This window comes from Streptomyces bikiniensis (assembly GCF_000716625.1).
In the GTDB taxonomy this organism is placed as follows: domain Bacteria; phylum Actinomycetota; class Actinomycetes; order Streptomycetales; family Streptomycetaceae; genus Streptomyces; species Streptomyces bikiniensis.
Genome location: NZ_JNXJ01000030.1, coordinates 17085 through 42983, shown reverse-complemented (window position 1 = coordinate 42983; position 25899 = coordinate 17085). Strand labels below are relative to the sequence as shown.

At 72.5% G+C, this 25899-nt stretch carries 24 protein-coding genes; 11 read left to right on the top strand and 13 right to left on the bottom strand.

Annotation, left to right across the window (positions count from 1 at the left end):
- The first annotated feature begins 25 nt into the window (after positions 1-25).
- A complete protein-coding gene (gene pyk / locus OO47_RS22600) occupies positions 26-1456 on the top strand; it encodes a pyruvate kinase (RefSeq protein ID WP_030218732.1) in 1431 nt (476 codons plus the stop codon).
- A gap of 75 nt (positions 1457-1531) precedes the next feature.
- Here pyk and OO47_RS22595 read toward each other — a convergent pair whose 3' ends face one another.
- The 5 genes from OO47_RS22595 to OO47_RS22575 form a co-directional block, all read right to left on the bottom strand.
- A complete protein-coding gene (locus tag OO47_RS22595; RefSeq protein ID WP_051716227.1) occupies positions 1532-1891 on the bottom strand; it encodes a hypothetical protein in 360 nt (119 codons plus the stop codon).
- Positions 1892-2161: 270 nt separating this feature from the next.
- Positions 2162-3463 (bottom strand): hypothetical protein, encoded by a 1302-nt coding sequence (locus OO47_RS22590; RefSeq protein ID WP_030218736.1) that lies wholly within the window; start codon positions 3461-3463, stop codon positions 2162-2164.
- Positions 3453-4013 (bottom strand): DUF6114 domain-containing protein, encoded by a 561-nt coding sequence (locus OO47_RS22585; RefSeq protein ID WP_030218739.1) that lies wholly within the window; start codon positions 4011-4013, stop codon positions 3453-3455. The genes OO47_RS22590 and OO47_RS22585 overlap by 11 nt, the downstream gene beginning before the upstream one ends.
- A gap of 116 nt (positions 4014-4129) precedes the next feature.
- Positions 4130-4807, bottom strand: a complete 678-nt coding sequence (locus OO47_RS22580) for a DUF6230 family protein (protein WP_030218742.1) — start codon at positions 4805-4807, stop codon at positions 4130-4132.
- Positions 4808-5407: 600 nt separating this feature from the next.
- The gene (locus tag OO47_RS22575; protein WP_030218744.1) at positions 5408-6373 is read right to left on the bottom strand and encodes a tetratricopeptide repeat protein; all 966 of its coding nucleotides are present in this window, start codon (positions 6371-6373) and stop codon (positions 5408-5410) included.
- Positions 6374-6680: 307 nt separating this feature from the next.
- On the opposite strand from OO47_RS22575, the gene OO47_RS22570 reads away from it, so the two are divergent.
- Positions 6681-7325, top strand: a complete 645-nt coding sequence (locus OO47_RS22570) for a TetR/AcrR family transcriptional regulator (protein WP_030218747.1) — start codon at positions 6681-6683, stop codon at positions 7323-7325.
- A 49-nt stretch (positions 7326-7374) separates the two neighbouring features.
- Here OO47_RS22570 and OO47_RS22565 read toward each other — a convergent pair whose 3' ends face one another.
- From OO47_RS22565 to OO47_RS22550, 4 genes are all read right to left on the bottom strand, one after another.
- A complete protein-coding gene (locus OO47_RS22565; RefSeq protein ID WP_030218750.1) occupies positions 7375-9075 on the bottom strand; it encodes an acyl-CoA mutase large subunit family protein in 1701 nt (566 codons plus the stop codon).
- A gap of 71 nt (positions 9076-9146) precedes the next feature.
- The gene (locus OO47_RS22560; protein ID WP_030218753.1) at positions 9147-9479 is read right to left on the bottom strand and encodes a DUF3817 domain-containing protein; all 333 of its coding nucleotides are present in this window, start codon (positions 9477-9479) and stop codon (positions 9147-9149) included.
- A 43-nt stretch (positions 9480-9522) separates the two neighbouring features.
- Positions 9523-10032, bottom strand: a complete 510-nt coding sequence (locus OO47_RS22555; RefSeq protein WP_030218756.1) for a MarR family winged helix-turn-helix transcriptional regulator — start codon at positions 10030-10032, stop codon at positions 9523-9525.
- 9 nt (positions 10033-10041) lie between these two features.
- Positions 10042-11337 carry an MFS transporter gene (locus OO47_RS22550; RefSeq protein ID WP_199812325.1) on the bottom strand — a complete coding sequence of 432 codons (1296 nt, stop codon included), beginning with the start codon at positions 11335-11337 and terminating at the stop codon, positions 10042-10044.
- Positions 11338-11744: 407 nt separating this feature from the next.
- On the opposite strand from OO47_RS22550, the gene OO47_RS22545 reads away from it, so the two are divergent.
- The gene (locus OO47_RS22545; RefSeq protein ID WP_030218762.1) at positions 11745-12737 is read left to right on the top strand and encodes an ArsR/SmtB family transcription factor; all 993 of its coding nucleotides are present in this window, start codon (positions 11745-11747) and stop codon (positions 12735-12737) included.
- Positions 12738-12806: 69 nt separating this feature from the next.
- Here OO47_RS22545 and OO47_RS22540 read toward each other — a convergent pair whose 3' ends face one another.
- Positions 12807-13100 (bottom strand): MTH1187 family thiamine-binding protein, encoded by a 294-nt coding sequence (locus tag OO47_RS22540; RefSeq protein WP_030218764.1) that lies wholly within the window; start codon positions 13098-13100, stop codon positions 12807-12809.
- Entirely contained in the window at positions 13097-13441 is a 345-nt protein-coding gene (locus tag OO47_RS22535) for a DUF3817 domain-containing protein (RefSeq protein ID WP_030218767.1), read from the bottom strand. The genes OO47_RS22540 and OO47_RS22535 overlap by 4 nt, the downstream gene beginning before the upstream one ends.
- Before the next feature lie 120 nt (positions 13442-13561).
- Between OO47_RS22535 and OO47_RS22530 the strand changes: the two genes are divergently transcribed.
- From OO47_RS22530 to OO47_RS22515, 4 genes are all read left to right on the top strand, one after another.
- On the top strand, positions 13562-14200 hold the full coding sequence (locus OO47_RS22530) for an AIM24 family protein (RefSeq protein WP_030218770.1): 639 nt from the start codon (positions 13562-13564) through the stop codon (positions 14198-14200).
- 94 nt (positions 14201-14294) lie between these two features.
- Positions 14295-14945, top strand: a complete 651-nt coding sequence (locus OO47_RS22525) for an AIM24 family protein (protein ID WP_030218773.1) — start codon at positions 14295-14297, stop codon at positions 14943-14945.
- Entirely contained in the window at positions 14942-15727 is a 786-nt protein-coding gene (locus OO47_RS22520) for an AIM24 family protein (RefSeq protein WP_030218776.1), read from the top strand. The genes OO47_RS22525 and OO47_RS22520 overlap by 4 nt, the downstream gene beginning before the upstream one ends.
- A gap of 140 nt (positions 15728-15867) precedes the next feature.
- Complete coding sequence (locus OO47_RS22515; RefSeq protein ID WP_030218778.1) at positions 15868-16344, top strand: MarR family winged helix-turn-helix transcriptional regulator; 477 nt, start codon at positions 15868-15870, stop codon at positions 16342-16344.
- A 70-nt stretch (positions 16345-16414) separates the two neighbouring features.
- On the opposite strand, the gene meaB is transcribed toward OO47_RS22515, so the two are convergent.
- Together meaB and OO47_RS22505 are read right to left on the bottom strand one after the other, a co-directional pair.
- The gene (gene meaB, locus OO47_RS22510) at positions 16415-17371 is read right to left on the bottom strand and encodes a methylmalonyl Co-A mutase-associated GTPase MeaB (RefSeq protein ID WP_030218782.1); all 957 of its coding nucleotides are present in this window, start codon (positions 17369-17371) and stop codon (positions 16415-16417) included.
- 35 nt (positions 17372-17406) lie between these two features.
- Entirely contained in the window at positions 17407-18618 is a 1212-nt protein-coding gene (locus tag OO47_RS22505; protein WP_030218784.1) for an acetyl-CoA C-acetyltransferase, read from the bottom strand.
- Positions 18619-18755: 137 nt separating this feature from the next.
- Here OO47_RS22505 and mce point away from each other — a divergent pair, with 137 nt between their 5' ends.
- The 4 genes from mce to OO47_RS22485 all read left to right on the top strand — a co-directional run bounded on the left by mce (position 18756) and on the right by OO47_RS22485 (position 25899).
- Complete coding sequence (gene mce / locus OO47_RS22500) at positions 18756-19208, top strand: methylmalonyl-CoA epimerase (protein ID WP_030218788.1); 453 nt, start codon at positions 18756-18758, stop codon at positions 19206-19208.
- Between the two features lie 224 nt (positions 19209-19432).
- Positions 19433-23767, top strand: a complete 4335-nt coding sequence (scy, locus tag OO47_RS22495; protein WP_033209981.1) for a polarized growth protein Scy — start codon at positions 19433-19435, stop codon at positions 23765-23767.
- Positions 23768-23881: 114 nt separating this feature from the next.
- Positions 23882-24817 (top strand): coiled-coil domain-containing protein, encoded by a 936-nt coding sequence (locus OO47_RS22490; RefSeq protein WP_030218803.1) that lies wholly within the window; start codon positions 23882-23884, stop codon positions 24815-24817.
- 89 nt (positions 24818-24906) lie between these two features.
- Positions 24907-25899, top strand: coding sequence for an ABC transporter ATP-binding protein (locus tag OO47_RS22485; RefSeq protein WP_030218806.1), 993 nt, complete (start codon positions 24907-24909; stop codon positions 25897-25899).

Below are 25899 nucleotides of genomic sequence, written 5' to 3'. Positions count from 1 at the left end.
GAAACAAACCGATAGGATCCGCCTCATGCGCCGTTCCAAAATCGTCTGCACGCTGGGCCCCGCCGTCGACTCGTATGAGCAGCTGAAGGCTCTCATCGAGGCCGGCATGAACGTGGCCCGATTCAACTTCAGCCACGGCTCCCAGGCAGAACACCAGGAGCGGTACGACCGCGTCCGGCAGGTCGCCGCGGACACCGGGCGGGCCGTCGGCGTCCTCGCCGACCTCCAGGGCCCGAAGATCCGCCTGGAGACCTTCGCCGAGGGACCGGTCGAGCTGGTGCGCGGTGACGAGTTCACCATCACCACCGAGGACGTCCCGGGCGACAAGTCGATCTGCGGCACCACGTACAAGGGGCTGCCCGGCGACGTCTCCAAGGGCGACCAGGTCCTCATCAACGACGGCAACGTCGAGCTGCGGGTGGTCGAGGTCGAGGGCCCCCGGGTCAGGACCATCGTCATCGAGGGCGGCGTCGTCTCGGACCACAAGGGCATCAACCTGCCCGGCGCGGCCGTCAACGTCCCGGCCCTGTCCGAGAAGGACGTCGACGACCTGCGCTTCGCCCTGCGGATGGGCTGCGACATGGTCGCCCTGTCGTTCGTGCGGGACGCCGACGACGTCAAGGACGTCCACAAGGTGATGGACGAGGAGGGCCGCCGGGTCCCCGTCATCGCCAAGGTGGAGAAGCCGCAGGCCGTCGAGAACATGGCCGACGTCGTCGCCGCGTTCGACGCGGTCATGGTGGCCCGCGGCGACCTCGCCGTGGAGTACCCCCTGGAGAAGGTCCCGATGGTGCAGAAGCGCCTGGTGGAGCTCTGCCGCCGGAACGCCAAGCCGGTCATCGTCGCCACCCAGATGATGGAGTCGATGATCACCAACTCGCGTCCGACCCGCGCCGAGGCGAGCGACGTCGCCAACGCGATCCTGGACGGCGCGGACGCGGTCATGCTGTCGGCCGAGTCCTCGGTCGGCGCGTACCCGATCGAGACCGTCAAGACGATGTCGAAGATCGTCACGGCGGCCGAGGAGGAGCTGCTCTCCAAGGGCCTCCAGCCCCTGGTCCAGGGCAAGAAGCCGCGCACCCAGGGCGGTTCGGTCGCCCGCGCGGCCTGCGAGATCGCGGACTTCCTGGGCGGCAAGGCGCTGGTCGCCTTCACCCAGTCCGGCGACACGGCCCGCCGCCTCTCGCGCTACCGCGTCCAGCAGCCGATCCTCGCCTTCACCACGGACGAGAACACCCGCAACCAGCTCACTCTGAGCTGGGGCGTCGAGTCCTTCGTCGTCCCGCACGTGGACAACACCGACGCGATGGTGGACCTCGTGGACGCCGAGCTCCTGAAGCTCCAGCGCTACAACGAGGGCGACACCATGGTCATCACGGCCGGCTCGCCCCCCGGCGTCCCCGGCACCACGAACATGGTCCGCGTCCACCACCTGGGCGGCGGCGAGCGCGACTGACGCGCCCGCGCCGGACGCACGTGACGGTGGGCCGCACCCCTGGCGAGGGGCGCGGCCCACCGTCGTCCGTCCGGATCAACCGTCCTCGTCGTCATCGTCGTCGTCGAGGACCGACGGCTCCAGCCTGGTCAGCAGGAACCGCAGGTCGTCACGTTCGTGGGCCATTTCCAGGACGCGCATCATGGCGGGCACCCCGGCGTCCCGGGTGATCACCAGATCGGGGCACTGGAACTGAATGCGCTCGTACTCCTCGCGCTCCCCCTCCATCCATCGCCGGATCGCCCCGAGCGTGAGGAAGGTGGCGCTGTACCGCGTCCCGTCCCGGAGCGTGACGATCACGTCGACGTTGTCCACGGTGGCCTCGTCGTCCTCGGCGCCCAGCATGAACACGGCGTCGAAGTGCGGCGTCCTCACCCGGTGCAGTGGATCACCCATGAAGCTCCTCCCCTCGCTCGATGGCCTCGCCCCCTTCCCGCTCGCCGGACCCGGAACACCGTGCGGTACCCACCGGCCGGCAGGGCGACGATCCTCCTCATCAGTTGCCCGGCAGCGGGAGGTGGAGCTTCTCGTTCATGAAGTCCGCCTCGGGGAAGCAGGAGGCGCGGATGCGGTGCGGCTCGATCCGGAAAAGAACCATGGGCCGCACTCCCACGAAGTGAGTGCGGCCCATGGCGTGGTGCGGCTCCCGGAGTGGTACGGGGGGGGTCAGCTCGGCTCGATCGTGTTGCGGAGGCCCGGGATCCTGAGGGTGCCGCCGAACTGGCCGGCCTGCTTCAGCTCCACGTCGCTGAACCAGACGTACGGGATGTCCACCGGGGGCGGGGATTCCGGGCTGAAGGTGATCCGGACGAAGGGGAGGCTGAAGATGTTGCCCTTCAGCTCCTCCGTGTACATCGTGACCGTGCCGCCGGTGATGGTGGAGTCCTCGCCCTTGGCCGAACGGACGTGGGCCGTGCGCCCCGCGGAGTGGTCCGTCATCTGGTGCAGGTCCTTGATGGTCACATCGGTCGCGGTGAACTTCAGGACCTTCTTGACCTTGCCGCCGTAGGTCTTCACCTCGACGATGCCGTGGTACTTCAGACCGCTCAGCGTGAGCTTCGTGCTCTCCAGACGCCACGGCTCGTCCGGGAGCAGCGGGATGCCCGGCTCCGGTTCGGCCGCCGCGAGCGCCGCGTCGTCGCGCTCGGGGCACGGGAAGCGGGGCTTGGCGCCCTCGGGTATGTCCTCGTCCTTCTTGGCGTCGAGGCCCTTCGCGCTCTCCGGCAGTTCCTCGGTCGTGGCCCCGGCCTTCTCGGCGGCCTCGCGGATCACGGCCTTCTTCTTCTCCGCGTCCGGGTCGACGGCCGGCTTCGGGGCCGTGGTGGCCTTCGGGTCGGCGGTCGGCCTCGGCACGGCGGTCGTGGCGCTCGGGGCCGGGGCCGTCGGCGCCGCCGTGGTGGACGTGGCCGTCGCGGTGGGCGTGGCCGTCGGCTTCGGGTCCGGGCCGTCGAAGAGGTCCTTCAACGCGTCGCCCAGGCCCAGCGGGTCCAGCGGGTTCTTCGACTTCGTCGGCGTGGGTGTGGCCGTCGGGGTCGGCGTGGCGGCGGGCTTCGGGGCCGTGGTGGTGGTCAGCTTCCGCTGCGTGGTCGCCTGTCCGGTCGCCGTCGCGGTCGGCGTCGGCGTCGCGGTGGCGGACGGGGTGCCGGAGGGGGTCGCCGTGGGGGACGCGGTCGCGGTCGCCGAGGGGGTGGCCGTCGGCTTCGCCTTCTCCTTCTCCGTCTCCGTGGCCTCCGGCGTCGGCTCGTCCGAGCGCGTCACGCAGGGGCCGGGGGCGAAGGGGACGTCCTTGTCGTCGGCGAGGGCGATCTTGGGCGTGAGGCCCATGCCCACGAACACCGCGGTCGGCATGGCGGCCAGCGCCATCGCCTTGCCCGCGGGGCCCTGGATCCTGTTCAGCAGCGACTTGCGTGGGGCCGCGTGCCGCGGTCCGCCCTTCGCGAGCGCCGGCTGGGTCTCGTCACCCCGCACTGTTCCTCCCGCCGTTGGCGTCGATCGTCTTGTCGGTCGCGTGGTGCTCCGGCCCGCGCTGCTCCGGCAGACCGGCCGTCAGTACGGCTCCGGCCTCCGCCGAGGTTTCCGCCGAGGCCTCCGGCTCGCCGCCGTCCTCCGTGTCCACGGCCTCCTCGACCGGGGGCGCGGGCGCCCAGGAAATGGACATGGCACCGCCGATCATGGAGAGCAGGAACCCGATGACGAGGCCACCGAAGTTCGACACCGGGAGGGAGACGAGCGCCAGGATGATCGCCGCGACACCCGCGAACACCCGGACGATGGGCTGGAACCACATCGTCAGACCGAGCGTGATGAGCAGGACGCCGATGATCAGCGCACCCGCGCCGGCGGTCGTCGCCATGGCGAGGGTCATGTTCCCGAGCCGCATGTCGCCGTACGGCAGATACGCGATCGGTACACCGCCCAACATGGTGAGCAGTCCCGCCCAGAAGGGCCGGGTCTGCCGCCAGGCCTTGAACCGGTTCTCCTTGGGGACTTCGCGGGAAGCGGTGGACTCGGCGCTCATGGAAACAGCTCCCTGGAAGCGGTCTTGCTGAGAAGAATTACTGAGAGAGATGGAGCCGCGGATACGCGGCCGTGCGGGCGGGGCCGCACGGGACGACCCCGCCCGCCGGACCGGCACTAGCCGACGAAGCACTCCTTGACGCCGCGGTGCAGCGAGAGCTTCAGGTCGGGGAGCTTGAAGGTGGCGGCGGTGGTCGCCCACGCCTTCTGCTCCACGTTCGACAGCACCGCGTGCTCGGCGCGCTGTCCGAATCCGGTCGGGTACACCTTCTTCTCGGTGCCGGGCTGGATGCCGGGCTTGCTCTTGTTCTCGGCATTGAGCGCGCCGGCCGCGACGCCGATGTCGATGTTGGTGAACGCGGCATCGGCCTTCAGGTCCGAGACATCCAGGTAGATGCCCTTGGCGTAGACCATGTCCTCCTTCTTGCCGCTCTTCTCGGCGTCGGTGCCCGCCGTCAGCTGGAGGGAGACCGGGCCGACGAACGGGACCTCGGGGGTCACGACGGACTGGCACATACCGGTGATGTACGCCTCGGAGAAGCCCGAGACGGCGACGGGGGCGGAGATGTTCTCGCCCTTGAGGTCCTTGCCGTTGACGTAACTGCCGTACTGGACGAAGTCCCAGCCCTCAAGCTGCTTCGCCTTGACCTTGAACTCCTGGCCGGAGATCGCGAACGACGCCGCGAGCGCGCCCTGCGCCAGGCCGACGCCGATCGCTGCCGTCGCCGCCAGGCTGGGCACCATGACGACGGCGAAACGCTTCCATCTGGTCCCGCCACGAACCTGGGACTTCATGAGAATCCTCCTTCTCGGACGTACATCTCCAGAAGGGGCGTGGGCCCGTTCTGCGATGGGAGAAGAGCTACGTCCTCGGGAAGGAGAGCGCCGAGGCGGCGAACGGCGCAGTACGCCTCCGCATCACCGGCGATCACCCCCGAGCGACAACCATGGGCCGCGCGGTGCGCGCGGCCTGATCGGACAGGCCCCGTTCGGTGCGAGCGGGAACCCCCCTGTCCGCGACCGGCGCCGGAGCGCCGGTCCGCCCGGTGGGGACCCTCCCCGCGGTCCCGGTTGGTTGCCGGGGTGTGCGGTTCGGACCGAGCGTGGCCGATCGTGGTCCATTCCGGGCGCCCGCACAAGGGGGTTCGTTACTGGCTAGTAACGGGTGGATAACCGCGTCATGGCGGGACGGGACCGAACGGGCACACAGGGTGCGTTCGAAGGGAGGGGAATGTCAGGAGATCGCCGGATGAATCCGGGCAGAACGCCGGGTTCGATTTACTGCAAGTAACAGCGGCCGCGATTACCAAGTTTTGGTAAAGCGCGGCCGCCGTTTGTCACCCCGCTGCCAAATCGCCGGGCGATTCGGCAGCGGGGAACGGGGGTGGAGGACGCCTAGAACAACACGCGCGCGAGGGCCTGCCGGGCCGCCGTCACCCGCGGGTCGTCGGCGCCGATCACCTCGAACAGCTCCAGGAGCCGCAGCCGCGCCGCGTCCCGGTCCTCACCGGCCGTGCGGCGCACGGTCTCCACCAGGCGCCCGAAGGCGTCCTGCACGTGGCCGCCCGCCAGATCGAGGTCGGCGGCGGCGAGCTGCGCGGTGACGTCGGCCGGGTTGTCGGCGGCGTTCCTGCGCACCGCGCCCGGGTCCAGGTCCTGCACGCGGGCGAGGAGTTCGGCCTGCGCGAGGCCCAGCTTGGCCTCCGGGTGGGCCGGGTCGTCGGCCAGCACGTTCTTGTACGCCTGGACGGCGCCCGCCAGGTCGCCCGCGTCGAGCGCGGTCATCGCCGCTTCGAGGAGGGAGTCGTACGGGCCGGCCGGGCGCGCGGCGGGGGCCGAGGGGTCGGCGTCCGCGTCCACGGCGATCCCGGTGAGGCCGAAGCGCTCCTCGCCGACCGCGATCAGCTGGTCGAGGGTCTCGCGGATCTGGGCCTCGGGCACCGCGCCCTGGAAGAGCGGCAGCGCCTGACCGGCGACCACCGCGAAAACGGCCGGAATTCCCTGGATGCCGAACTGCTGCATCAGCATCTGGTTGGCGTCGACGTCGATCTTCGCGAGCAGGAAGCGGCCGTTGTACTCGACGGCGAGCCGCTCCAGGAGGGGGCCGAGCTGCTTGCAGGGCTCGCACCACTCGGCCCAGAAGTCGAGGACGACCGGGACCTCGGCGGAACGCTGGAGCACATCGCGCTCGAAGCCCGCCTCGTCGACGTCGATCACCAGGGCGGACGGGGGCACGGCGGCGGATCCGCCCTGCCGGACGGCTTCGGCGCGCGCCTGCTCCGCCTTCGCCTTGGCCTCTCCGGCCGCCTTCACCGCGGCGAGGTCGACGACGCCGCTCATGGACATGTTTCGGGGCTGCATGGCTACATCCTCCCCCTTCCGCGCGCGTAACCGTTAAGCCGTGGCCGAACCGCGCCGTCCACCCGCCTCCCGCCGGTGTGCGAGACGCGTGGACGGCACGGCTGCCCGTCTTCTGCCGTCTGGTCCGCGCCGGGTCCCCACCCGGCGCCGTGGTTGTCGCTCAGGCCGCTCCATGCCTTTCGCTACGGGTCGTAGCGTAACTGCCGGGACGGAGGCGGCGGGAGGCCGCACGGGCGTTCCGCGCGGTGAACTGCCTCACATCGCGGCCCTCTGGCGCCGTACCTACCGGCGGGTATGGTCGACGTTCATGTGTAGCCGCACCAACCCCCGCAGCAGCCGTACCGGGCGCCCCCGCTCCACCGAGGCCGACGCGGCCATCCTGGAGGCGACCCGCGCGGCCCTGGTCGAGCTGGGCTGGTCCAAGCTCACGATGGGGGACGTCGCCGGCCGCGCCGGGGTTGCGAAGACGACCCTGTACCGCCGCTGGGGCAACAAGAGCGAGCTGGTGGTGGACGCGGTCGCCGTCCTCTTCGACGAACTCGAACTCCCCGACCTGGGCTCGCTCCGGGCCGACGTCGAGCACGTGGTGCTCCAGTTCGCGGCGCTCCTCGAACGCCCCGAGACCAAGACGGCCCTGATGGCGGTGGTCGCCGAGTCGACCCGGGACGAGCCGCTGCGCCGGCGCATCCGCGCCTCCATCGTCGACCGCCAGAAGCGGCTCGTCCTGGAGGGCCGGATGCGGGCGCAGCGGCGCGGCGAACTCCCGGCCGACCGCGACCTGCCGGCCGTCGGCGCCACCGACGACCTGATCTTCGACGTGATCGCGGGCGCGGTCGTGCACCGCGCCCTGGTCAGCGCCGAGCCGGTGGACGGGCCGTGGGTGGCGCGCCTGTCGGCCCTCCTGGTGGGAGGCCTGGGCGCGGCGGCGACGGCCGGGACCCCGAACGCGTGAGGGGCGGTACGGGAAGACCCGTACCGCCCCCGCCGTGCGCCGGGACGCCTCAGAAGCCCGGGGGCTCCGTGTAGACGCCCCACTCGTCGCGCAGGGCGTCGCAGATCTCGCCGAGGGTGGCCTCGGCGCGGACGGCCTCCAGCATCGGCGCGATCATGTTCGAGCCGTCGCGGGCGGCGGCCAGCATGGCGTCGAGCGCGGCGCGGACCTCGGCGTCGTCCCGGCGCGCCTTGCGCTCGCCGAGGATGCGGACCTGCTCGCGCTCGACCTCGTGGCTGACCCGCAGGATCTCCAGGTCGCCGGTGACCGAGCCGTGGTGCACGTTGACGCCGACGACCCGCTTGTCGCCCTTCTCCAGGGCGCGCTGGTACTGGAAGGCGGACTCGGCGATCTCGCCGGTGAACCAGCCGTCCTCGATGCCGCGCAGGATGCCGGAGGTGATCGGGCCGATGGGGTGCCGCCCGTCCGGATGGGCGCGGCGGCCGCGCTCCTTGATCTGGTCGAAGATCCGCTCGGCGTCGGCCTCGATGCGGTCGGTGAGCTGCTCGACGTACCAGGAACCGCCCAGCGGGTCCGCGACGTTGGCGACGCCGGTCTCCTCCATGAGCACCTGCTGGGTGCGCAGGGCGATCTCGGCGGCCTGCTCGCTGGGGAGCGCCAGGGTCTCGTCGAGGGCGTTGGTGTGGAGGGAGTTGGTGCCGCCGAGGACGGCGGAGAGGGCCTCGACCGCGGTGCGCACGACGTTGTTGTACGGCTGCTGGGCGGTGAGGGAGACGCCGGCGGTCTGGGTGTGGAAGCGGAGCCACTGCGCCTTGTCGGTCTTCGCGCCGTACACCTCCTTCATCCAGCGGGCCCAGATCCGGCGGGCCGCGCGGAACTTGGCGATCTCCTCGAAGAAGTCGAGGTGCGCGTCGAAGAAGAAGGAGAGGCCGGGGGCGAAGACGTCGACGTCGAGGCCGCGGGAGAGGCCGAGCTCCACGTAGCCGAAGCCGTCCGCGAGGGTGTACGCCAGCTCCTGCGCGGCCGTCGCCCCGGCCTCGCGGATGTGGTAGCCGGAGACGGAGAGCGGCTTGTACGCGGGGATCTTCGCCGCGCAGTGCTCCATCAGGTCTCCGATGAGGCGCAGATGGGGCTCGGGCTCGAAGAGCCACTCCTTCTGCGCGATGTACTCCTTGAAGATGTCGGTCTGGAGCGTGCCGTTGAGCACGGCCGGGTCGACGCCCTGGCGCTCGGCGGCGACGAGGTACATGCAGAAGGCCGGGACGGCGGGCCCGGAGATCGTCATGGACGTCGTGACGTCGCCGAGCGGGATGTCCTTGAAGAGGACCTCCATGTCGGCGGCGGAGTCGATGGCGACGCCGCAGTGGCCGACCTCGCCCAAGGAGCGGGGGTCGTCGGAGTCGCGGCCCATGAGGGTGGGCATGTCGAAGGCGACGGAGAGGCCGCCGCCGCCGGCGGCCAGGATCATCTTGTACCGCTCGTTGGTCTGCTCGGCGTTGCCGAAGCCGGCGAATTGGCGGATGGTCCAGGTCCGGCCGCGGTAGCCGGTCGGGTGGAGCCCCCGGGTGAAGGGGTACTCGCCGGGCCAGCCGATGCGCTCGAACCCCTCGTAGGTGTCCCCGGGCCGGGGCCCGTAGACGGGCTCGACGGCGTCGCCGGAGAGCGTGGTGAAGTCGGCGTCCCGCTTGCGGGCCTTGTCGTAACGGGCCTGCCAGCGACGGCGGCCTTCCTCGATGGCGTCAGCGTCCATGCTCCGAATTTACTAGGACGTCCTAGTAAATGTCGATGGCAGACCCCGCGCCGGTGTGGCGCGGGGTGGGGTTACGCCTTGACCGGGACCGGCTGCGCGCCGCTGACCAGCGGAAGCGTCTCGCGGTAGATCCTGCGCTCGACGAAGAAGGCGGCGAACGGGATGGTCCCGGAGACCAGCACCCACAGGAGCTTGCCGAAGGGCCAGCGCGCCTTGGAACCCAGGTCGAAGGCGAAGACCAGGTAGACGATGTAGAGGACGCCGTGGGTCTGGGAGACCGCGAAGGTGAGGTCCTCGCCCGTGTGGAAGCCGTACTTGGCGACCATGCACGCGCACAGGATGAGGAGCATGACCGCGGTCACGTACGCCATGACGCGGTAGCGGGTCAGCACGCTGGATTTCATGGCGTCGAGCGTAACCGTACGTTCCGGGCGATCTTCGGGCGGGTCAGGCCTCGTCGAAGTCGTTCGCCGCCACCCGGAGGGGGCGGAGCATCGCGAAGATCTCGGCGCACTCCTCGGCGTCGTACGCGCCGAGGCCGAAGTCCATCTCCATCAGGTCGCGGGTCGCCGCCTCGACCACCTCGCGTCCCTTGCCGGTGATGGTGGCGAGGGTGCCGCGGCCGTCGTTGGGGTTGGGGCGCTTGGCGACGAGACCGGACTTCACCAGCCGGTCGACCGTGTTCGTCACCGAGGTGGGGTGCACCATCAGCCGCTCGCCGATCTTGGACATCGGCAGCTCGCCCTCCTTGGAGAAGGTGAGCAGGACCAGGGCCTCGTACCGCGCGAAGGTCAGGCCGTACGGCTTGACGACGGCGTCGACCTCCGCGAGGAGGATCTGGTGGGCGCGCATGATCGAGGTGATGGCCGCCATCGAGGGGACCGGGCCCCAGCGCTTCTGCCAGAGTTCGTCGGCGCGGGCGATGGGGTCGAAGGGGAGACTGAGCGGCTTCGGCACGCGTCGACCTTACCCATGGGGAACATGGCGGTCAGCCCCGTCTCGTCCTTCGGTCGCCCGCAGCTCCGCGGCGGCGGCGAGGAGGCAGAGGGTCCCGACGACCCCGGCGCCCGCGACGACCGCGTGCACGGGGACGAACTCGGCCGCGAGCCCGGCGCCCGCCATGCCGACGCCCTGGACGGTCATCGTGCCCGCCGTCATCAGGGTCATGGCCCTCCCCCGCCGCTCCTCGGGGACGGCGGCGACGAACCGGGCGTCGAGGCCGAGGGTGTACGCGCCGGTGGCGCCGGCCAGGAAGAGCGCGGCGGCCGCGGGGGCGACGCCGGGCCGGACGGCGTACAGGAGGTAGGGCAGCACGCCGGTGACGGCGAGCGGCAGCACGAGCCGGGAGCGGGCGGCGGCGGAGAGGAACGAGCCGGCGAGCAGCTCGCCCGTGATGGTGCCGACGGGCAGCGCGCACATGAGGAGGCCGAGGGCGGCGGTGGAGACGCCGATCTCGTCGGCGTAGGGGGCGGCCAGTGCCTCCGGTACGACGGCGAAGAGCGGCGGCACCCAGAACATCACCATCAGGGCGCGCACGCGCCGGTCGCGGAGGACCGCCCAGGTGCCGGCGAGGCCGCTCTCCCCGTCCCCGCCGCCGCGGGCGGGGCGGCGGACGGTGCCGAGGCGGAGCAGCAGCGCCGAGGCGAGGAAGGTGGCGGCGGTGACGGCGAGGGCGCCGCGCGGCGGGACGACGGTGAGGAGGAGGCCGCCGGCGGCGAACCCGGCGAGCAGGGCGCTCTGGGAGACGATCCGCAGGAGGGAGCGGCCGAGGACGAAGAGGTCGCCCTCGCCGAGGATGTCGGCGAGGGTCGCCGTGCGGGTGCCGTGGAAGACGGGCGAGACGACGGCGATGGCGCAGCGCAGCGCGAGCAGGGCGGCGACGGGGGTGGCGGGGACGGTCATCAGGACGACGCAGGCGGCGCAGACGAGGTCGCAGACGACGAGGATCCGGCGGGGCGGGAAGCGGTCGGCGAGACCGGCGAGGAGGGTGCCGCCGACGAGGTAGGGGAGGAAGCCGAGGGCGAAGGTGAGGGAGGAGAGGAGCGGGGAGCGGGTGAGGTCGTAGACGAGCACGGTGAGCGCGAGCTCGCTGACGACGACCCCGAGCAGGGAGAACAGGTGCGCCACGAACACGAACCGGAACTCCCGCACCCGGAAGACGGCCCCGTACCCGGGGGCGGGCGGGACCGGCCCCGGGGCCGCGACGGGGGCCGGGCCGCCGGGGGCGGACGCGGGCGCGGCCGTCGGGCCGCCGACGGACACGGACGCGGGCGCCACGAGGCCCGGGGCCGCCGGCCCGACGGCGGACGCGGGGGCGGACGGCCCGGCGGCATCCGGCCGGCAGGCGGACGCGGGCGCGGGCGCCCCGGCCGGTATGGGGACGGGCTCCCCGACCGGTGCGGGAGCGGGCGTGCCTGCCGGTGCGAGCGGGGGCGCGCCCGCCGGTGCAAGAGCGGGCGTGGCCGCCGGTACGGGTGCGGGCTCCCCCGCCGGTCCGGCAGCAGGCGTGCCCGCCGGGACAGGAGCGGGCTCCCCCGCCGGTCCAGGCGCGGGCGTGGCCGTCGGTGCGGAGGTGTCCGGGGTGTCGGGTTTCGGCATGGGCGCAGACTGCCGTCGAGGGGGCGGGGAGGCCTAGACTTTCGGGTCCAGGCGAATCTTCCGGAGGGGCCGTGCCGTACCACCTGCGCTTCGGGGAGGCCGACACGCTGCGCATCCGGTTCGCCGTCTCGCCGCTGTGGGAGGCGCACTCCGCCGTGCGGGTCCTCGCCCGGCCCCGGCAGCAGGGGTACCACCTGCCCTGGATGCGCCGGATCGCGGGCGCCGCGCGGGGTCTCGACCTGGCGCCGCTGCACCTGCTGATGCCGGCGCGCGGGCACAGCCCGGACTTCCTGTACCCGCCGCCGCTGGGGCCCGCCGCCTCCTTCGAGGAGGAGATCGAGGCCGTGCGGAGGACCGATCCGGCGCTCGCCCTGCACGACTTCGAGCGGGCGCTCGCCGCGACCCCGGGGGCGGCGGAGACCGAGGAGGGGCGGCGGATGCTCGCGGACCCCGCCGGCGCGGTGGGACGGCTCGCCGAGCTGCTGCGGGCCGCCTGGGAGGCGCTGGTGGCGCCCGACTGGCCCCGGCTGCGGGCGCTCCTGGAGGCGGACGTGGCGTACCACTCGCGGCGGCTCGCGGAGGGCGGCCTCGAACGGCTCCTGGGCGAGCTGCACCCGTCCTTCGCCTGGGCGGCGGAGACGGCCACGCTCCGGGTGGACTACCACGGCGAGCACGTGCGGCCGCTGGACGGCCAGGGCCTCGTCCTGATGCCGTCCGTGTTCACCTGGCCCGACGTGGTGAGCGGGTTCGACCCGCCGTGGCAGCCGACGGTGGTGTATCCGGCGCGCGGGATCGGCGGGCTGTGGACGGACGCCCGGGACCGCACCCCGGAGGCCCTGGGGCGGCTCCTCGGCCCGGTGCGGGCGGACGTGCTGTGCGCCCTGACGGAGCCGATGGGGACCACGGCGCTCGCCCGTCTCCTCGGCCGGGCCCCCTCGACCGTCTCGGCGCACCTGGCGGTGCTGCGGGACGCGGGACTCCTCGCCTCCCGGCGCTACGGCCACCAGGTGCTGTACGAGCGGACCCCGCTGGGGCTCGCGGTGTCGCAGCCCGGAGGGGAATGACCGACCCCCGCCCCGGAGGACCCGGGCGGGGGCTTCGTACGGGGACGGGGGCGCTCGGCCCTCCGGGCGTCAGCCCTCCAGGTGCCGCTCGACGGTGGCGACCTTGCTGTGCAGGCCGTCCGTCACGCCGGGGCGGATGTCGGCCTTGAGGACGACGGAGACGCGGGGCGCGCGGGCCTCGACGGCGGCGACGGCGCGCCTGACGACGTCCATGACCTCGTCCCACTCGCCCTCGATCGAGGTGAACATCGCGTCGGTGCGGTTCGGCAGGCCGGACTCCCGGACGACGCGGACGGCGTCGGCGACGTACTCGCCGACCTCCTCGCCCACGCCGAGCGGGGTCACCGAGAAGGCGACGATCACGCGTTCACCGTGCCCTCGCGGCGGGCGCGGGACGCGATGACCGCGTCCTCGGCCTCGCGCTTCAGCTTCCGCTCGGCGTAGAAGCCGCCCAGGGGCAGGACCGAGAGGACGAAGTAGAGGGCGGCGGTGCCGAAGCTCCACTTGGTGCGGTTCCAGGCGTCCAGCCAGAAGAGCACGTACAGGACGAACAGGATGCCGTGGACGGCTCCCATGACCGGCACCGCGTTGAACTCCGTGGTCCGCTTGAGCACCGAGCAGACGAGGAGGAGCAGGAACGAGACGGCCTCCGGCGCGGAGACGAGCCGGAGCCGGTGGAGGGAGGAGGCGGTCTTGATGTCCACGGAGGGGGTCACCTTCGTTCGGTCTCGTGACGCGATCTTGTGAACGGATGCACAAGGGCCCGTCCATTGTGCACGGCGACTTTGCTGTTCCTTTAGGCGGGTCCCCAGTACCTTCGGGCCGTGGCAACGTTCCGACTCCAAGGCAGCAAGGTGCTCGCCGTCTCCCTGACCGGCGACGCCGTGAAGGCGAAGAACGGCTCGATGGTCGCCTACGACGGCCAGATGGCGTTCAAGAAGATGAGCGGGGGCGGTGAGGGCCTGCGCGGCATGGTGACCCGCCGGCTCACGGGTGAGCAGATGGAGGTGATGGAGGTGCGCGGGCAGGGGACCTGCTGGTTCGCCGACCGGGCGTCCGAGATCAACCTCGTCTCCCTGCACGGCGACAGGCTGTGGGTGGAGGCGAGCAATCTGCTCTGCACGGACGCGGGGCTGCGCACCGGCACGACCTTCACGGGCCTGCGCGGCGGGGCGACCGGCAACGGCCTCTTCACCACGACCGTGGAGGGGACGGGCCAGGCGGCGATCGTGTCGGACGGTCCGGCGGTGGTGCTGCGGGTGACCCCGCAGTACCCGCTCCAGGTGGACCCCGGCGCGTACATAGCCCACCAGGGCAACCTCCAGCCGCACTTCCAGTCGGGCGTGACCTTCCGCACCTTCATGGGCGAGGGCGGCGGCGAGGCCTTCCAGATCCGCTTCGAGGGGGACGGCCTGGTGTACGTCCAGCCGAGCGAGCGGAACACGATCGGGGGCGACCTGTGAGCGACGCACGCGCGGCCACCGGTCCGCAGGCGACGACGACGGCCGCACCTCCGCGCCGCGCGGGCGGAGAAGCGAACGAATGGGGTGCGGTCTGATGCCGTTCCGGGAGATCAACCCGAAGATGGTCGAGGCGACCCTCGTCCCGGGGCAGCGGCTGTTCAGCCAGCGCGGCGCGATGCTGGCGTACCGCGGGGACGTCACTTTCACGCCGAACATGGCGGGCGGCCAGGGCGGCCTGATGTCGATGATCGGCCGCCGGGTGGCCGGCGAGGCGACGCCGCTGATGACGGTGGAGGGCAGCGGCACGGTGATGTTCGGGCACGGCGGCCACCACATCCAGGTGATCGCGCTGACCGGCGACACCCTGTACGTGGAGGCCGACCGGCTGCTCGCCTTCGACGGGACCCTGGAGCAGGGCACGATGTTCATGGGCTCGCAGGGCGGGGTCATGGGCATGGTCCGCGGCCAGGTGACCGGCCAGGGCCTCTTCACCACCACCCTGAAGGGCCACGGCTCGGTGGCCGTGATGGCGCACGGCGGCGTGATCGAGCTGCCGGTCGTCCCGGGCCGTCCGGTGCACGTGGACCCGCAGGCGTACGTGGCCCACCACGGCGACGTGCGGAACAAGCTCTCCGCCGCGCTCGGCTGGCGGGACATGGTGGGGCGCGGCTCGGGCGAGGCGTTCCAGCTGGAGCTGAGCGGCAGCGGCGCGGTGTACGTCCAGGCCTCGGAGGAGAAGCTGTGAGCACCCCTGTCATCCACGATCCGCACACCCTGCCGTCGGACGACAACGTCAATCCGTACACCTTCTGCGTGGAGCTGAAGGGCTCCCAGTGGTTCCTGCAGAAGGGCAAGATGATCGCCTACTACGGGCGGATCGAGTTCAACGGCATCGGGCACGGGCGGCTCGACCGGCTGGTGCGGACGTCCTTCCACTCGCCGCTGCACGCGAGCGACTGGGTGGTGGCCGAGGGCAGCGGCAAGATGCTGCTCGCGGACCGGGCCTTCGACGTGAACTCCTTCGACCTGGACGAGGGCAACCTGACGATCCGGTCCGGGAACCTGCTGGCCTACCAGCCGACCCTGGCGCTGAAGCAGTCGATCGTGCCGGGGTTCGTGACACTGATCGGGACGGGCAAGTTCGTGGCCGCGTCGAACGGTCCGGTGGTCTTCATGGAGCCGCCGCTGCGGGTGGACCCGCAGGCGCTCGTGGGCTGGGCGGACTGCCCCTCGCCGTGCCACCACTACGACCACGGCTACATGACGGGCGTGATGGGCGGCGTACGGGCCCTGACGGGTCTGGGCGGCACCTCGGGCGAGGAGCACCAGTTCGAGTTCGTGGGGGCGGGCACGGTGCTGCTCCAGTCGACGGAGCTGCTGATGGCGGAGCGGGACGCCGGCGCCCCCCCGGCCCAGGCGGGCGTTCCCGGCGGGCACGGCGGGCACGGTTCGGGCCACGGGCAGCCGGGTGCGACACCGCGCCTTCCCGGCCAGCTGGGGGACCTCCAGCGTCGCTTCGGGCTGTGAGCGGTAGTCTGCGGACCGTGACGTACCCGAACGTCTGCGCCGACGGCGGGGGCGGGGCCGCGTCCGGGCCGGGCCCCGGGTGCCCGGCGTCACGCCTCCAGATTTCGTCAAGAATTCAACTTCTTAGGTAGAATCCACATATGGAGACCGATACGGCCACCCCGTGGCTCACCGACGGCGAGCAGTGTGCCTGGCGCACCTTCCTGGACGTCCAGAGGATGCTGACGTACCAGTTGGAGAAGGACCTCCAGCCCTTCGGCCTGACGATGAACGACTACGAGATCCTGGTGAACCTCTCGGAGTCGTCCGAGCGCCGGCTGCGCATGAGCGACCTCGCCGTGGCCACCCTCCAGTCGAAGAGCCGCCTCTCCCACCAGATCACCCGGATGGAGAACGCGGGCCTGGTCCGGCGCGAGAACTGCGAGTCCGACCGGCGCGGCCTGTACGCGGTCCTCACCGACCAGGGCATGGAGACCATGCGCAAGGTCGCCCCGCACCACGTCGAGTCGGTGCGCAGGCACTTCATCGACCAGCTCACCCCCGAGGCGCTCGGCGACCTCCACGAGTCCCTGAAGCCGGTCGCGGAGCAGCTGCGCGGACGGCGCGGCAAGCCGTAGCGCACGCCCGCGCCCGTACGAGGAAGGGCCTCCCCGGCGATCCGGGGAGGCCCTTCCTCGTGCGTGCCGCTCAGTTGCCCGTCAGCTCCGCCACCAGCTCGTCGGCGGCCGCGTACGGGTCGAGGTCGCCGGCCGTGATCCGCTCCGCGAGGGCGTCGAGCCGCCGGTCGCCGCGCAGGTCTCCGATCCGCTCGCGCAGGGCCGTGACCGCGATGGTCTCGACCTCGCGCGAGGCACGGGCCCGGCGGCGCTCCGCCAGGACGCCCCGCTCCTCCATCCAGGCGCGGTGCTTCTCCAGGGCCTCCACGACCTCGTCGACGCCCTCGCCGCGGGCCGCGACCGTCTTGACGATCGGCGGCCGCCAGTCGCCCGGCGCGCGCGCCTCGCCGAGGCCCAGCATGTGGTTGAGCTCGCGGGCGGTGGCGTCCGCGCCGTCCCGGTCGGCCTTGTTCACCACGTACACGTCGCCGATCTCCAGGATGCCCGCCTTCGCGGCCTGGATGCCGTCGCCCATGCCCGGCGCGAGCAGGACCACGGAGGTGTCGGCCTGGGAGGCGATCTCGACCTCCGACTGCCCGACGCCGACGGTCTCCACGAGGACCACCTCGCAGCCGGCCGCGTCCAGGACGCGGATGGCCTGCGGGGCGGACCAGGCGAGGCCGCCCAGGTGCCCCCGGGTCGCCATGGAGCGGATGTAGACGCCCGGGTCGGAGGCGTGGTCCGACATCCGGACCCGGTCGCCGAGCAGCGCGCCCCCGCTGAACGGGGAGGACGGGTCGACGGCCAGGACGCCGACCCGCTTGCCCGCCCGGCGGTAGGCGGAGACGAGCGCGGACGTCGAGGTGGACTTGCCGACGCCGGGAGAGCCCGTCAGGCCCACCACGTACGCGCCGCCGGTGAGCGGCGCGAGCGCCGCCATCACCTCGCGCAGCTGCGGGGACGCCCCCTCCACCAGCGAGATGAGCCGGGCCACGGCCCGGGGCCTGCCCTCGCGCGCCTGGGCGACGAGTGCGGGGACGTCCACCATGTGCAGAGCTCCTTGCCTGACCTTGCCCGGATGACTTACTTGCCGGAGACGCCGGGAACGCGGACGATCAGGGCGTCGCCCTGGCCGCCGCCGCCGCACAGGGCCGCCGCGCCGACGCCGCCGCCGCGCCGCTTGAGCTCCAGGGCGAGGTGGAGCACGACCCGGGCGCCGGACATGCCGATGGGGTGGCCGAGGGCGATGGCGCCGCCGTTGACGTTCACCTTGTCGGTGGTGACGCCGAGGTCCTTCATCGACTGGACGAGGACCGCGGCGAAGGCCTCGTTGATCTCGATGAGGTCGAGGTCGTCGACGGTCAGGCCCTCCTTCTTCAGGGCGTGCAGGATCGCGTTGGACGGCTGCGACTGGAGGGAGTTGTCCGGGCCGGCCACGTTGCCGTGGGCGCCGATCTCGGCGATCCACTCCAGGCCCAGCTCCTCGGCCTTGGCCTTGCTCATCACGACGACGGCGGCGGCGCCGTCGGAGATCTGCGAGGAGGTGCCCGCGGTGATCGTCCCGTCCTTGGCGAAGGCGGGGCGGAGCTTGCCGAGGGACTCGGCGGTGGTCTCGGCGCGGATGCCCTCGTCCTGGGCGAAGATCACCGGGTCGCCCTTGCGCTGCGGGATCTCGACCGGGGTGATCTCGGCCTCGAAGACGCCGTTCTTCTGGGCGGCGGCGGCGCGCTGGTGCGAGAGGGCGCCGATCTCGTCCTGGTCGGCCCGCTGGATGCCCAGGCGGGTGTTGTGCTTCTCGGTGGACTCGCCCATGGCGATGCCTTCGAGGGAGTCGGTGAGGCCGTCGTACGCCATGGAGTCGAGCAGCTCGATCGCGCCGTACTTGTAGCCCTCGCGGGACTTGGGGAGCAGGTGCGGGGCGTTGGTCATCGACTCCTGGCCGCCGGCGACGACGACGTCGAACTCGCCGGCGCGGATGAGCTGGTCGGCGAGGGCGATGGCGTCGAGCCCGGAGAGGCACACCTTGTTGACGGTGAGGGCCGGGACGTTCATCGGGATGCCGGCCTTGATGGCGGCCTGGCGGGCGGGGATCTGACCGGCGCCCGCCTGGAGCACCTGGCCCATGATCACGTACTGCACCTGGTCGCCGCCGATGCCGGCCCGGTCGAGGGCGGCCTTGATGGCGAAGCCGCCGAGGTCGGCGCCGGAGAAGGACTTGAGCGAACCGAGCAGGCGACCCATGGGCGTACGGGCACCCGCGACGATCACTGAGGTGGTACCGGTCGTTCCAGACATGAGGCACGGCCCCTAGGGATGAGAGGTGAACGAGGGTTTACCGCCAATGTACTGAGGGGCCCGGCGCCCGGTCATCGGCGCGGCGGTGTGACGGCGCGCACGTTGCGTAACCACCCCTCCGGGGTTGCACTGGACCCATGCTGACGCGAATCGACCACATCGGGATCGCCTGTTCCAACCTCGACGCGACCGTCGAGTTCTACCGCGCGACCTACGGCTTCGAGGTCTTCCACACCGAGGTCAACGAGGAGCAGGGCGTCCGCGAGGCCATGCTCAAGATCAACGGCACCTCGGACGGCGGGGCCTCCTACCTCCAGCTCCTGGAGCCGACCCGGGAGGACTCGGCGGTGGGCAAGTGGCTCGCCAAGAACGGCGAGGGCGTGCACCACATCGCCTTCGGCACCGCCGACGTCGACGGGGACGCCGAGGCCATCCGGGGCAAGGGCGTCCGGGTCCTCTACGACGAGCCGCGGATCGGCTCCATGGGCTCCCGGATCACCTTCCTGCACCCCAAGGACTGCCACGGCGTCCTCACGGAACTGGTCACTTCGGCGGAGCCGCCGGCTGACCACTCCTCAGCGGAGCACTGACCTCCGGATTCCCGGCCCGGTAGAGTGGGCGGCTCCGGGCCGGGGCCGGTCGGGGCCGCTCCGCGTGGCACCCAAGTCGGGATGTCGGGGTCGTCCGATCTGCCACGATTCCCCGGGGGCCCGTCCCCGGCCGAGGGGACGGCGCTCGTTGGAGTGTTGCGACCAGGGTTGGGGTCTCCCCTGCTCGAACGCGTTGAGAGCTCGGGGAAGGATGGGACCGCGCAGTGCGGGGCTACGAACGCCAGGAGAGCCACCGAGCTGAAGACGACCATCTCGCCCGGTTCGAAGCCGAGATGGACCGGCTGAAGACCGAGCGGGAGAAGGCCGTCCAGCACGCCGAGGACCTCGGCTACCAGGTCGAGGTCTTGCGCGCCAAGCTCCACGAGGCGCGCCGCACCATCGCGTCCCGGCCCGCGTACGACAGCGCCGACATCGGCTACCAGGCCGAGCAGATGCTGCGCAACGCCCAGGCGCAGGCCGAGCAGCTCCGCCAGGACGCCGAGCGCGAGCTGCGCGAGGCCCGCGCCCAGACCCAGCGCATCCTCCAGGAGCACGCCGAGCACCAGGCCCGGCTCCAGGCCGAGCTGCACAACGAGGCCGTCCAGCGCCGCCAGCAGCTCGACCAGGAGCTGAACGAGCGCCGCCAGACCGTCGAGGCGCACGTCAACGAGAACGTCGCCTGGGCCGAGCAGTTGCGCGCCCGTACGGAGTCCCAGGCCCGCCGGCTGATGGAGGAGTCCCGCGCGGAGGCCGAGCAGGCGCTCGCCACCGCCCGCGCCGAGGCCACCCGCCTCGCCGAGGAGACCAGCCGCCGCGTCGGCGCCGAGGCGGAGGCCGCCCGCGCCGAGGCCGAAGCGATTCTGCTGCGCGCCCGCAAGGACGCCGAGCGGCTCCTCGCCAACGCCGCGGGACAGGCCCAGGAGGCCACCAGCCACGCCGAGCAGCTGCGCTCCTCCACCGCGGCCGAGACCGACCAGGCCCGCCGCCAGGCCACCGAGCTGTCCCGCGCCGCCGAGCAGCGGATGCAGGAGGCCGAGGAGAAGCTGCGGACCGCCCGCGCCGAGGCCGAGAAGGCCCTCACGGAGGCCAAGGAGGCCGCGGCCCGGCAGCTGTCCTCCGCCGAGTCGGTCAACGAGCAGCGCACCCGTACGGCCAAGGCGGAGATCGCCCGGCTCGTCGGCGAGGCCACCAAGGAGGCCGAGTCCCTCAAAGCCGAGGCCGAGGAGAAGCTGCGCGAGGCGACCGCCCAGGCGGAGAAGCTGGTCGCGGAGGCCTCCGAGAAGGCCCGTACGGCCGCCGCCGAGGACTCCGCCGCCGCGCTCGCCAAGGCCGCCCGCAGCGCCGAGGAGATCCTCACCAAGGCGTCCGAGGACGCCCGGGAGACCACCCGCAAGGCCGCCGAGGAGGCCGAGCGGGTCCGCCGCGAGGCCGAGGCCGAGGCGGACCGGCTGCGCGCCCAGGCCGAGGAGCAGGCGGACGAACTGCTCGGCTCGGCGAAGGACGACACCAAGGAGTACCGCGCCAAGACCGTCGAGCTCCAGGAGGAGGCGCGGCGGCTGCGCGGCGAGGCCGAGCAACTGCGCGGCGAGGCCATCGACGAGGGCGAGCGGATCCGCGGCGAGGCGCGCCGCGAGGCCCTGCAGCAGATCGAGGAGGCGGCGAAGACCGCCGAGGAGCTGCTGTCCAAGGCCCGTACGGACGCCGAGGAGCTGCGGACCAAGGCCGGCGCGGAGAGCGAGAAGGTCAAGTCCGAGGCGATGGAGCGCGCCCAGACGCTCCGGGCCCAGGCCGAGGAGACCCTGGAGCGCACCCGCGCCGAGGCCGAGCGGCTGCGCGCCGAGGCCGAGGAGCAGGCCGAGTCGGTGCGGACCGCGGCCGAGGCGGCGGCGGCGGCGCTGCGCGCGGACGCCGAGCGGGCCGCCGAGGCCCGGCGCGCGGAGGCCGCCGAGGAGCTGAACCGGCTGCACGCCGAGGCCGGGGCGAAGGTGGCGGCCGCCGGGGAGGAGCTGACCGACGCGCGCGCCGAGGGCGAGCGGATCCGGCGCGAGGCCGCCGAGGAGACGGAGCGGCTGCGGACCGAGGCCGCCGAGCGCATCCGCGTCCTGCGGGAGCAGGCGGAGCAGGAGGCCGAGCGGCTGCGCACGGAGGCGGCGGCGGACGCGGGCGCCGCGCGCGCCGAGGCCGAGACCGCGGCCGTACGGCTGCGCACGGAGGCGTCCGAGGAGGCCGAGCGGCTGCGGTCGGAGGCCCAGGAGACCGCCGACCGGGTGCGGGCGGAGGCCGCGGCCGCGGCCGAGCGGGTGGCCGCGGAGGCCGCCGAGGCGCTGGCCGCCGCGCAGGAGGAGGCCGTACGGCGCCGCCGGGAGGCCGAGGAGACGCTGGAGTCGGCGCGTTCCGAGGCCGGCCGGGAGCGCGAGCTGGCCCGGGAGCAGTCCGAGGAGCTGCTCGCCGCCGCCCGCAAGCGGGTCGAGGACGCCCAGACCGAGGCGCAGCGCCTGGTCGAGGAGGCGGACGCGCGGGCGACCGAGATGGTCGCGGCGGCCGAGCAGACCGCCCAGGAGGTGCGGGACTCGGTGGCCGGTCTGCGCGAGCAGGCCGAGGAGGAGATCGCCGGACTGCGGTCGGCGGCCGAGCACGCCGCCGAGCGGACGCGTTCCGAGGCGCAGGAGGAGGCGGACCGGGTCCGCGCCGACGCGTACGAGGAGCGGGAGCGGGCGACCGAGGACGCGGCCCGCACGCGGACGCGCGCCCAGGAGGAGGCCGAGGCCGCGAAGGCGCTGGCCGAGCGGACGGTCACGGACGCGCTCGCGGAGTCGGAGAAGCTGCGGGCGGACACCGCCGAGTACGCGCAGCGGGTGCGGACCGAGGTGACGGACTCGCTCGCCGCGGCCGAGCAGGACGCGGCCCGTACGCGGGCGGACGCCCGGGACGACGCGAACCGGATCCGTTCGGAGGCCGCGGAGCGGGCCGAGACGGTGGTCGGCGAGGCGCGGGCCGAGGCGGACCGGCTCACCGCCGAGGCGGTCGAGCTGATGGAGACCACCGAGCAGGACGCCCTGCGCATCCGTACCGAGGCCGAGCAGGTCAGGGCGGACGGCGAGGCGCACGCGGAGGCGCTGCGGGCGGCCGCGCTCGCGGACGGCGAGCAGGTCCTCGACGAGGCCCGCAAGGCCGCCGACAAGCGCCGCGCCGACGCCGCCGAGCAGGCCGACGCCCTCATCGCGGAGGCGACGAGCGAGGCCGAGCGCCTGACCCGCGAGGCCGGCGAGCTGGCCGAGCGGGTCACGTCCGAGGCGACGGCCGGGGCCGAGCGGCTCACCGCCGAGGCGGTCGAGCTGATGGAGACCACCGAGCAGGACGCCCTGCGCATCCGCGCCGAGGCCGAGCAGGTCAGGGCGGACGGCGAGGCGCACGCCCAGGCCCTGCGGGCGGCCGCGCTCGCGGACGGCGAGCAGGTCCTCGACGAGGCCCGCAAGGCGGCCGACAAGCGCCGCAGCGACGCCGCCGAGCAGGCCGACGCCCTCATCGCGGAGGCGACGAGCGAGGCCGAGCGCCTGACCCGCGAGGCGGCCGAGCTGGCCGAGTCGGTCGTGGCGGAGGCGCGCGCCGAGGCGGAGGCGACGGTCGGTTCCGCGCGGCGGGACGCCGAGGAGGTCCGCGCCGGTTCGGAGCGCCTGAAGGCGGACGCCGAGGCGGCGGCCGAGCGGATGCGCGCGGAGGCCCGCGCGGAGGCGGACCGGGTCCTGGACGAGGCGCGGGAGGCCGGGGCCAAGAAGCGTTCGGACGCGGCCGAGCAGGCGGACCAGCTCGTCGCCAAGGCCCAGGAGGAGGCGCTGCGCGCCACCACGGAGGCCGAGGCGCAGGCGGACCTGATGGTCGGTGCGGCCCGCAAGGAGGCCGAGCGGATCGTCGCCGAGGCGACCGTCGAGGGCAATTCCCTGGTCGAGAAGGCCCGTACGGACGCGGACGAGCTCCTGGTCGGGGCGCGCAGCGACGCGACGGCCATAAGGGAGCGGGCCGAGGAGCTGCGGGGCCGGATCGAGGGCGAGATCGAGGAGCTGCACGAGCGGGCGCGGCGCGAGACGGCCGAGCAGATGAAGACGGCCGGCGAGCGGGTCGACAAGCTGGTGAAGGCGGCGACGGAGCAGCGCGCCGAGGCCGAGGAGAAGGCGAAGGAGCTGGTCTCCGAGGCGAGTTCGGAGGCGAGCAAGGTCCGGATCGCGGCGGTGCGGAAGGCCGACGCGCTCCTCAAGGAGGCCGAGCAGAAGAAGGCGTCGCTGGTCGCGGAGGCCGAGGACATCAAGGCGGAGGCCCGGCGGATCAGGGCCGAGGCGGAGGCGGAGGCCGCGGAGACGATCGCGGAGGGCAAGCGCGAGCTGGAGGTGCTGGTGCGCCGGCGCAAGGACATCAACGCCGAGATCTCCCGTGTCCAGGACGTGCTGGAGGCGTTGGAGTCTTTCGAGGCGCCGGGCGGTGCGAAGTCCGCCGGGGGCGCGGGCGCCAGGGCGGGGGCCTCGGCGGGTTCCACCCGTACGGGTGGCAAGTCCCAGGACGGCTAGCCACTCAAAAGGTTGGACATTCTCCAGACCAAACAGGCATACGCTCGATGACACGCCGCTTCGGCCCCTAGGATTCCCTCTAACACCTCACCGGTCTCATTCGACAGGAACCCCATGAGCGACACTTCCTCCCCCTTCGGCTTCGAGCTCGTGCGGCGCGGTTACGACCGCGGTCAGGTGGACGACCGCATTACCAAGCTCGTGGCCGACCGCGACAGTGCTCTTTCGCGCATCACCTCTCTGGAGAAGCGCATCGAGGAGCTCCACCTCGAAACGCAGAACGCCCAGGCGCAGGTCACCGACGCCGAGCCGTCGTACGCGGGGCTCGGCGCCCGGGTCGAGAAGATCCTCCGGCTCGCCGAGGAGGAGGCGAAGGACCTGCGCGAGGAGGCCCGTCGCGCCGCCGAGCAGCACCGCGAGCTGGCCGAGTCGGCCGCCCAGCAGGTGCGCAACGACGCGGAGTCGTTCGCGGCGGACCGCAAGGCCAAGGCCGAGGACGAGGGTGTCCGGATCGTCGAGAAGGCGCAGGGCGAGGCGAACTCGCTGCGCGCCGAGGCGCAGAAGGACGCGCAGTCGAAGCGCGAGGAGGCGGACGCCCTCTTCGAGGAGACCCGCGCCAAGGCCGCCCAGGCCGCCGCGGACTTCGAGACCAACCTGGCGAAGCGCCGCGAGCAGTCGGAGCGGGACCTGGCCTCGCGCCAGGCGAAGGCCGAGAAGCGCCTGGCGGAGATCGAGCACCGGGCCGAGCAGCTGCGCCTGGAGGCCGAGAAGCTGCGTACGGACGCGGAGCGCCGGGCCCGCCAGACGGTGGAGACCGCGCAGCGCCAGGCCGAGGACATCGTGGCCGACGCGAACGCCAAGGCCGACCGCATCCGCAGCGAATCGGAGCGCGAGCTGGCGGCCCTGACGAACCGCCGGGACTCCATCAACGCGCAGCTGACCAACGTCCGCGAGATGCTGGCGACGCTGACCGGTGCCGCGGTGGCGGCGGCCGGCTCCCCGATCGACGACGAGCGCCAGGCCGGTGTCCCGGCCCAGCAGACGCGGTAACGGCCCGTCGGACAACGACTCGGCAACGTCCTCGCGAACCCTCCGTCATTCCGGTGGCGGAGGGTTTTGCGCGCCCGTAGGTTGGTCGCATGATCGAGCTTGAGGGCCTGACCAAGCGTTACGGGACGAAGACCGCGGTCGACCATCTCTCCTTCCAGGTGCGGCCCGGTGTGGTGACCGGCTTCCTCGGGCCGAACGGGGCGGGGAAGTCGACCACGATGCGGATGATGCTGGACCTGGACAACCCGACGAGCGGGACGGTCCGGATCGACGGGAAGCACTACCGGGAGCTGCACGAGCCCCTGAAGCACATCGGGGCGCTGCTCGACGCCAAGGCGATGCACGGCGGCCGTTCGGCGTACAACAACCTGCTGTGCCTCGCGCAGTCGAACCGCATCCCGCGGAGCCGGGTGGACGAGGTCCTCGGCCTGGTGGGCCTGACGGCGGTCGCGGGGAAGAAGTCGAAGGGTTTCTCCCTCGGCATGGGGCAGCGGCTCGGCATCGCCTCGGCGCTCCTCGGTGATCCCGAGATCCTGATGTTCGACGAACCCGTCAATGGTCTGGACCCCGAGGGAATTCACTGGATCCGCAATCTGATGAAGGCGTTGGCGGCCGAAGGCCGGACGATCTTCGTTTCCAGTCATCTGATGAGTGAAATGGCGCTGACGGCCGATCACCTGATCGTGATCGGACAGGGAAAGCTGCTGGCCGACACGTCGATGGCGGATTTCATCCAGCAGAATTCCCGAAGTTATGTGCGACTGCGTTCGCCGCAGCAGGAGCGGTTGCGGGACGTGCTGCACGCCAACGGTTTCACGGTGGTCGAGGCGGGCGGCGGCGTCCTGGAGGTGGACGGGGCGACGACCGAGAAGCTGGGCGAGCTGGCCGCCGAGAACGGGCTCGTCCTGCACGAGCTGAGCGCCCAGCGCGCCTCCCTCGAAGAGGCGTTCATGCAGATGACGGCGGGCGCGGTGGAGTACCACGCGCACGGCACCGACGTGCACGGCGGCGCGGCGGCGCCCGGCCCCCAGTGGGGCGCGACCACCGGCACGACCACCGGCACGACCTCCGAGGGAGCCTGA

What these genes read in the sequence shown, in the direction of transcription:
- pyk (WP_030218732.1), top strand. Translation starts at nt 26, where the DNA reads ATGCGCCGTTCCAAAATCGTCTGCACGCTGGGCCCCGCCGTCGACTCG.
- OO47_RS22570 (WP_030218747.1), top strand. Translation starts at nt 6,681, where the DNA reads ATGTGTAGCCGCACCAACCCCCGCAGCAGCCGTACCGGGCGCCCCCGC.
- meaB (WP_030218782.1), bottom strand. Translation starts at nt 17,371, where the DNA reads ATGGTGGACGTCCCCGCACTCGTCGCCCAGGCGCGCGAGGGCAGGCCC.
- OO47_RS22490 (WP_030218803.1), top strand. Translation starts at nt 23,882, where the DNA reads ATGAGCGACACTTCCTCCCCCTTCGGCTTCGAGCTCGTGCGGCGCGGT.
- OO47_RS22595 (WP_051716227.1), bottom strand. Translation starts at nt 1,891, where the DNA reads ATGGGTGATCCACTGCACCGGGTGAGGACGCCGCACTTCGACGCCGTG.
- mce (WP_030218788.1), top strand. Translation starts at nt 18,756, where the DNA reads ATGCTGACGCGAATCGACCACATCGGGATCGCCTGTTCCAACCTCGAC.
- OO47_RS22585 (WP_030218739.1), bottom strand. Translation starts at nt 4,013, where the DNA reads ATGAGCGCCGAGTCCACCGCTTCCCGCGAAGTCCCCAAGGAGAACCGG.
- OO47_RS22560 (WP_030218753.1), bottom strand. Translation starts at nt 9,479, where the DNA reads ATGAAATCCAGCGTGCTGACCCGCTACCGCGTCATGGCGTACGTGACC.
- OO47_RS22525 (WP_030218773.1), top strand. Translation starts at nt 14,295, where the DNA reads ATGCCGTTCCGGGAGATCAACCCGAAGATGGTCGAGGCGACCCTCGTC.
- OO47_RS22505 (WP_030218784.1), bottom strand. Translation starts at nt 18,618, where the DNA reads ATGTCTGGAACGACCGGTACCACCTCAGTGATCGTCGCGGGTGCCCGT.
- OO47_RS22575 (WP_030218744.1), bottom strand. Translation starts at nt 6,373, where the DNA reads ATGCAGCCCCGAAACATGTCCATGAGCGGCGTCGTCGACCTCGCCGCG.
- OO47_RS22565 (WP_030218750.1), bottom strand. Translation starts at nt 9,075, where the DNA reads ATGGACGCTGACGCCATCGAGGAAGGCCGCCGTCGCTGGCAGGCCCGT.
- OO47_RS22515 (WP_030218778.1), top strand. Translation starts at nt 15,868, where the DNA reads ATGGAGACCGATACGGCCACCCCGTGGCTCACCGACGGCGAGCAGTGT.
- OO47_RS22485 (WP_030218806.1), top strand. Translation starts at nt 24,907, where the DNA reads ATGATCGAGCTTGAGGGCCTGACCAAGCGTTACGGGACGAAGACCGCG.
- OO47_RS22580 (WP_030218742.1), bottom strand. Translation starts at nt 4,807, where the DNA reads ATGAAGTCCCAGGTTCGTGGCGGGACCAGATGGAAGCGTTTCGCCGTC.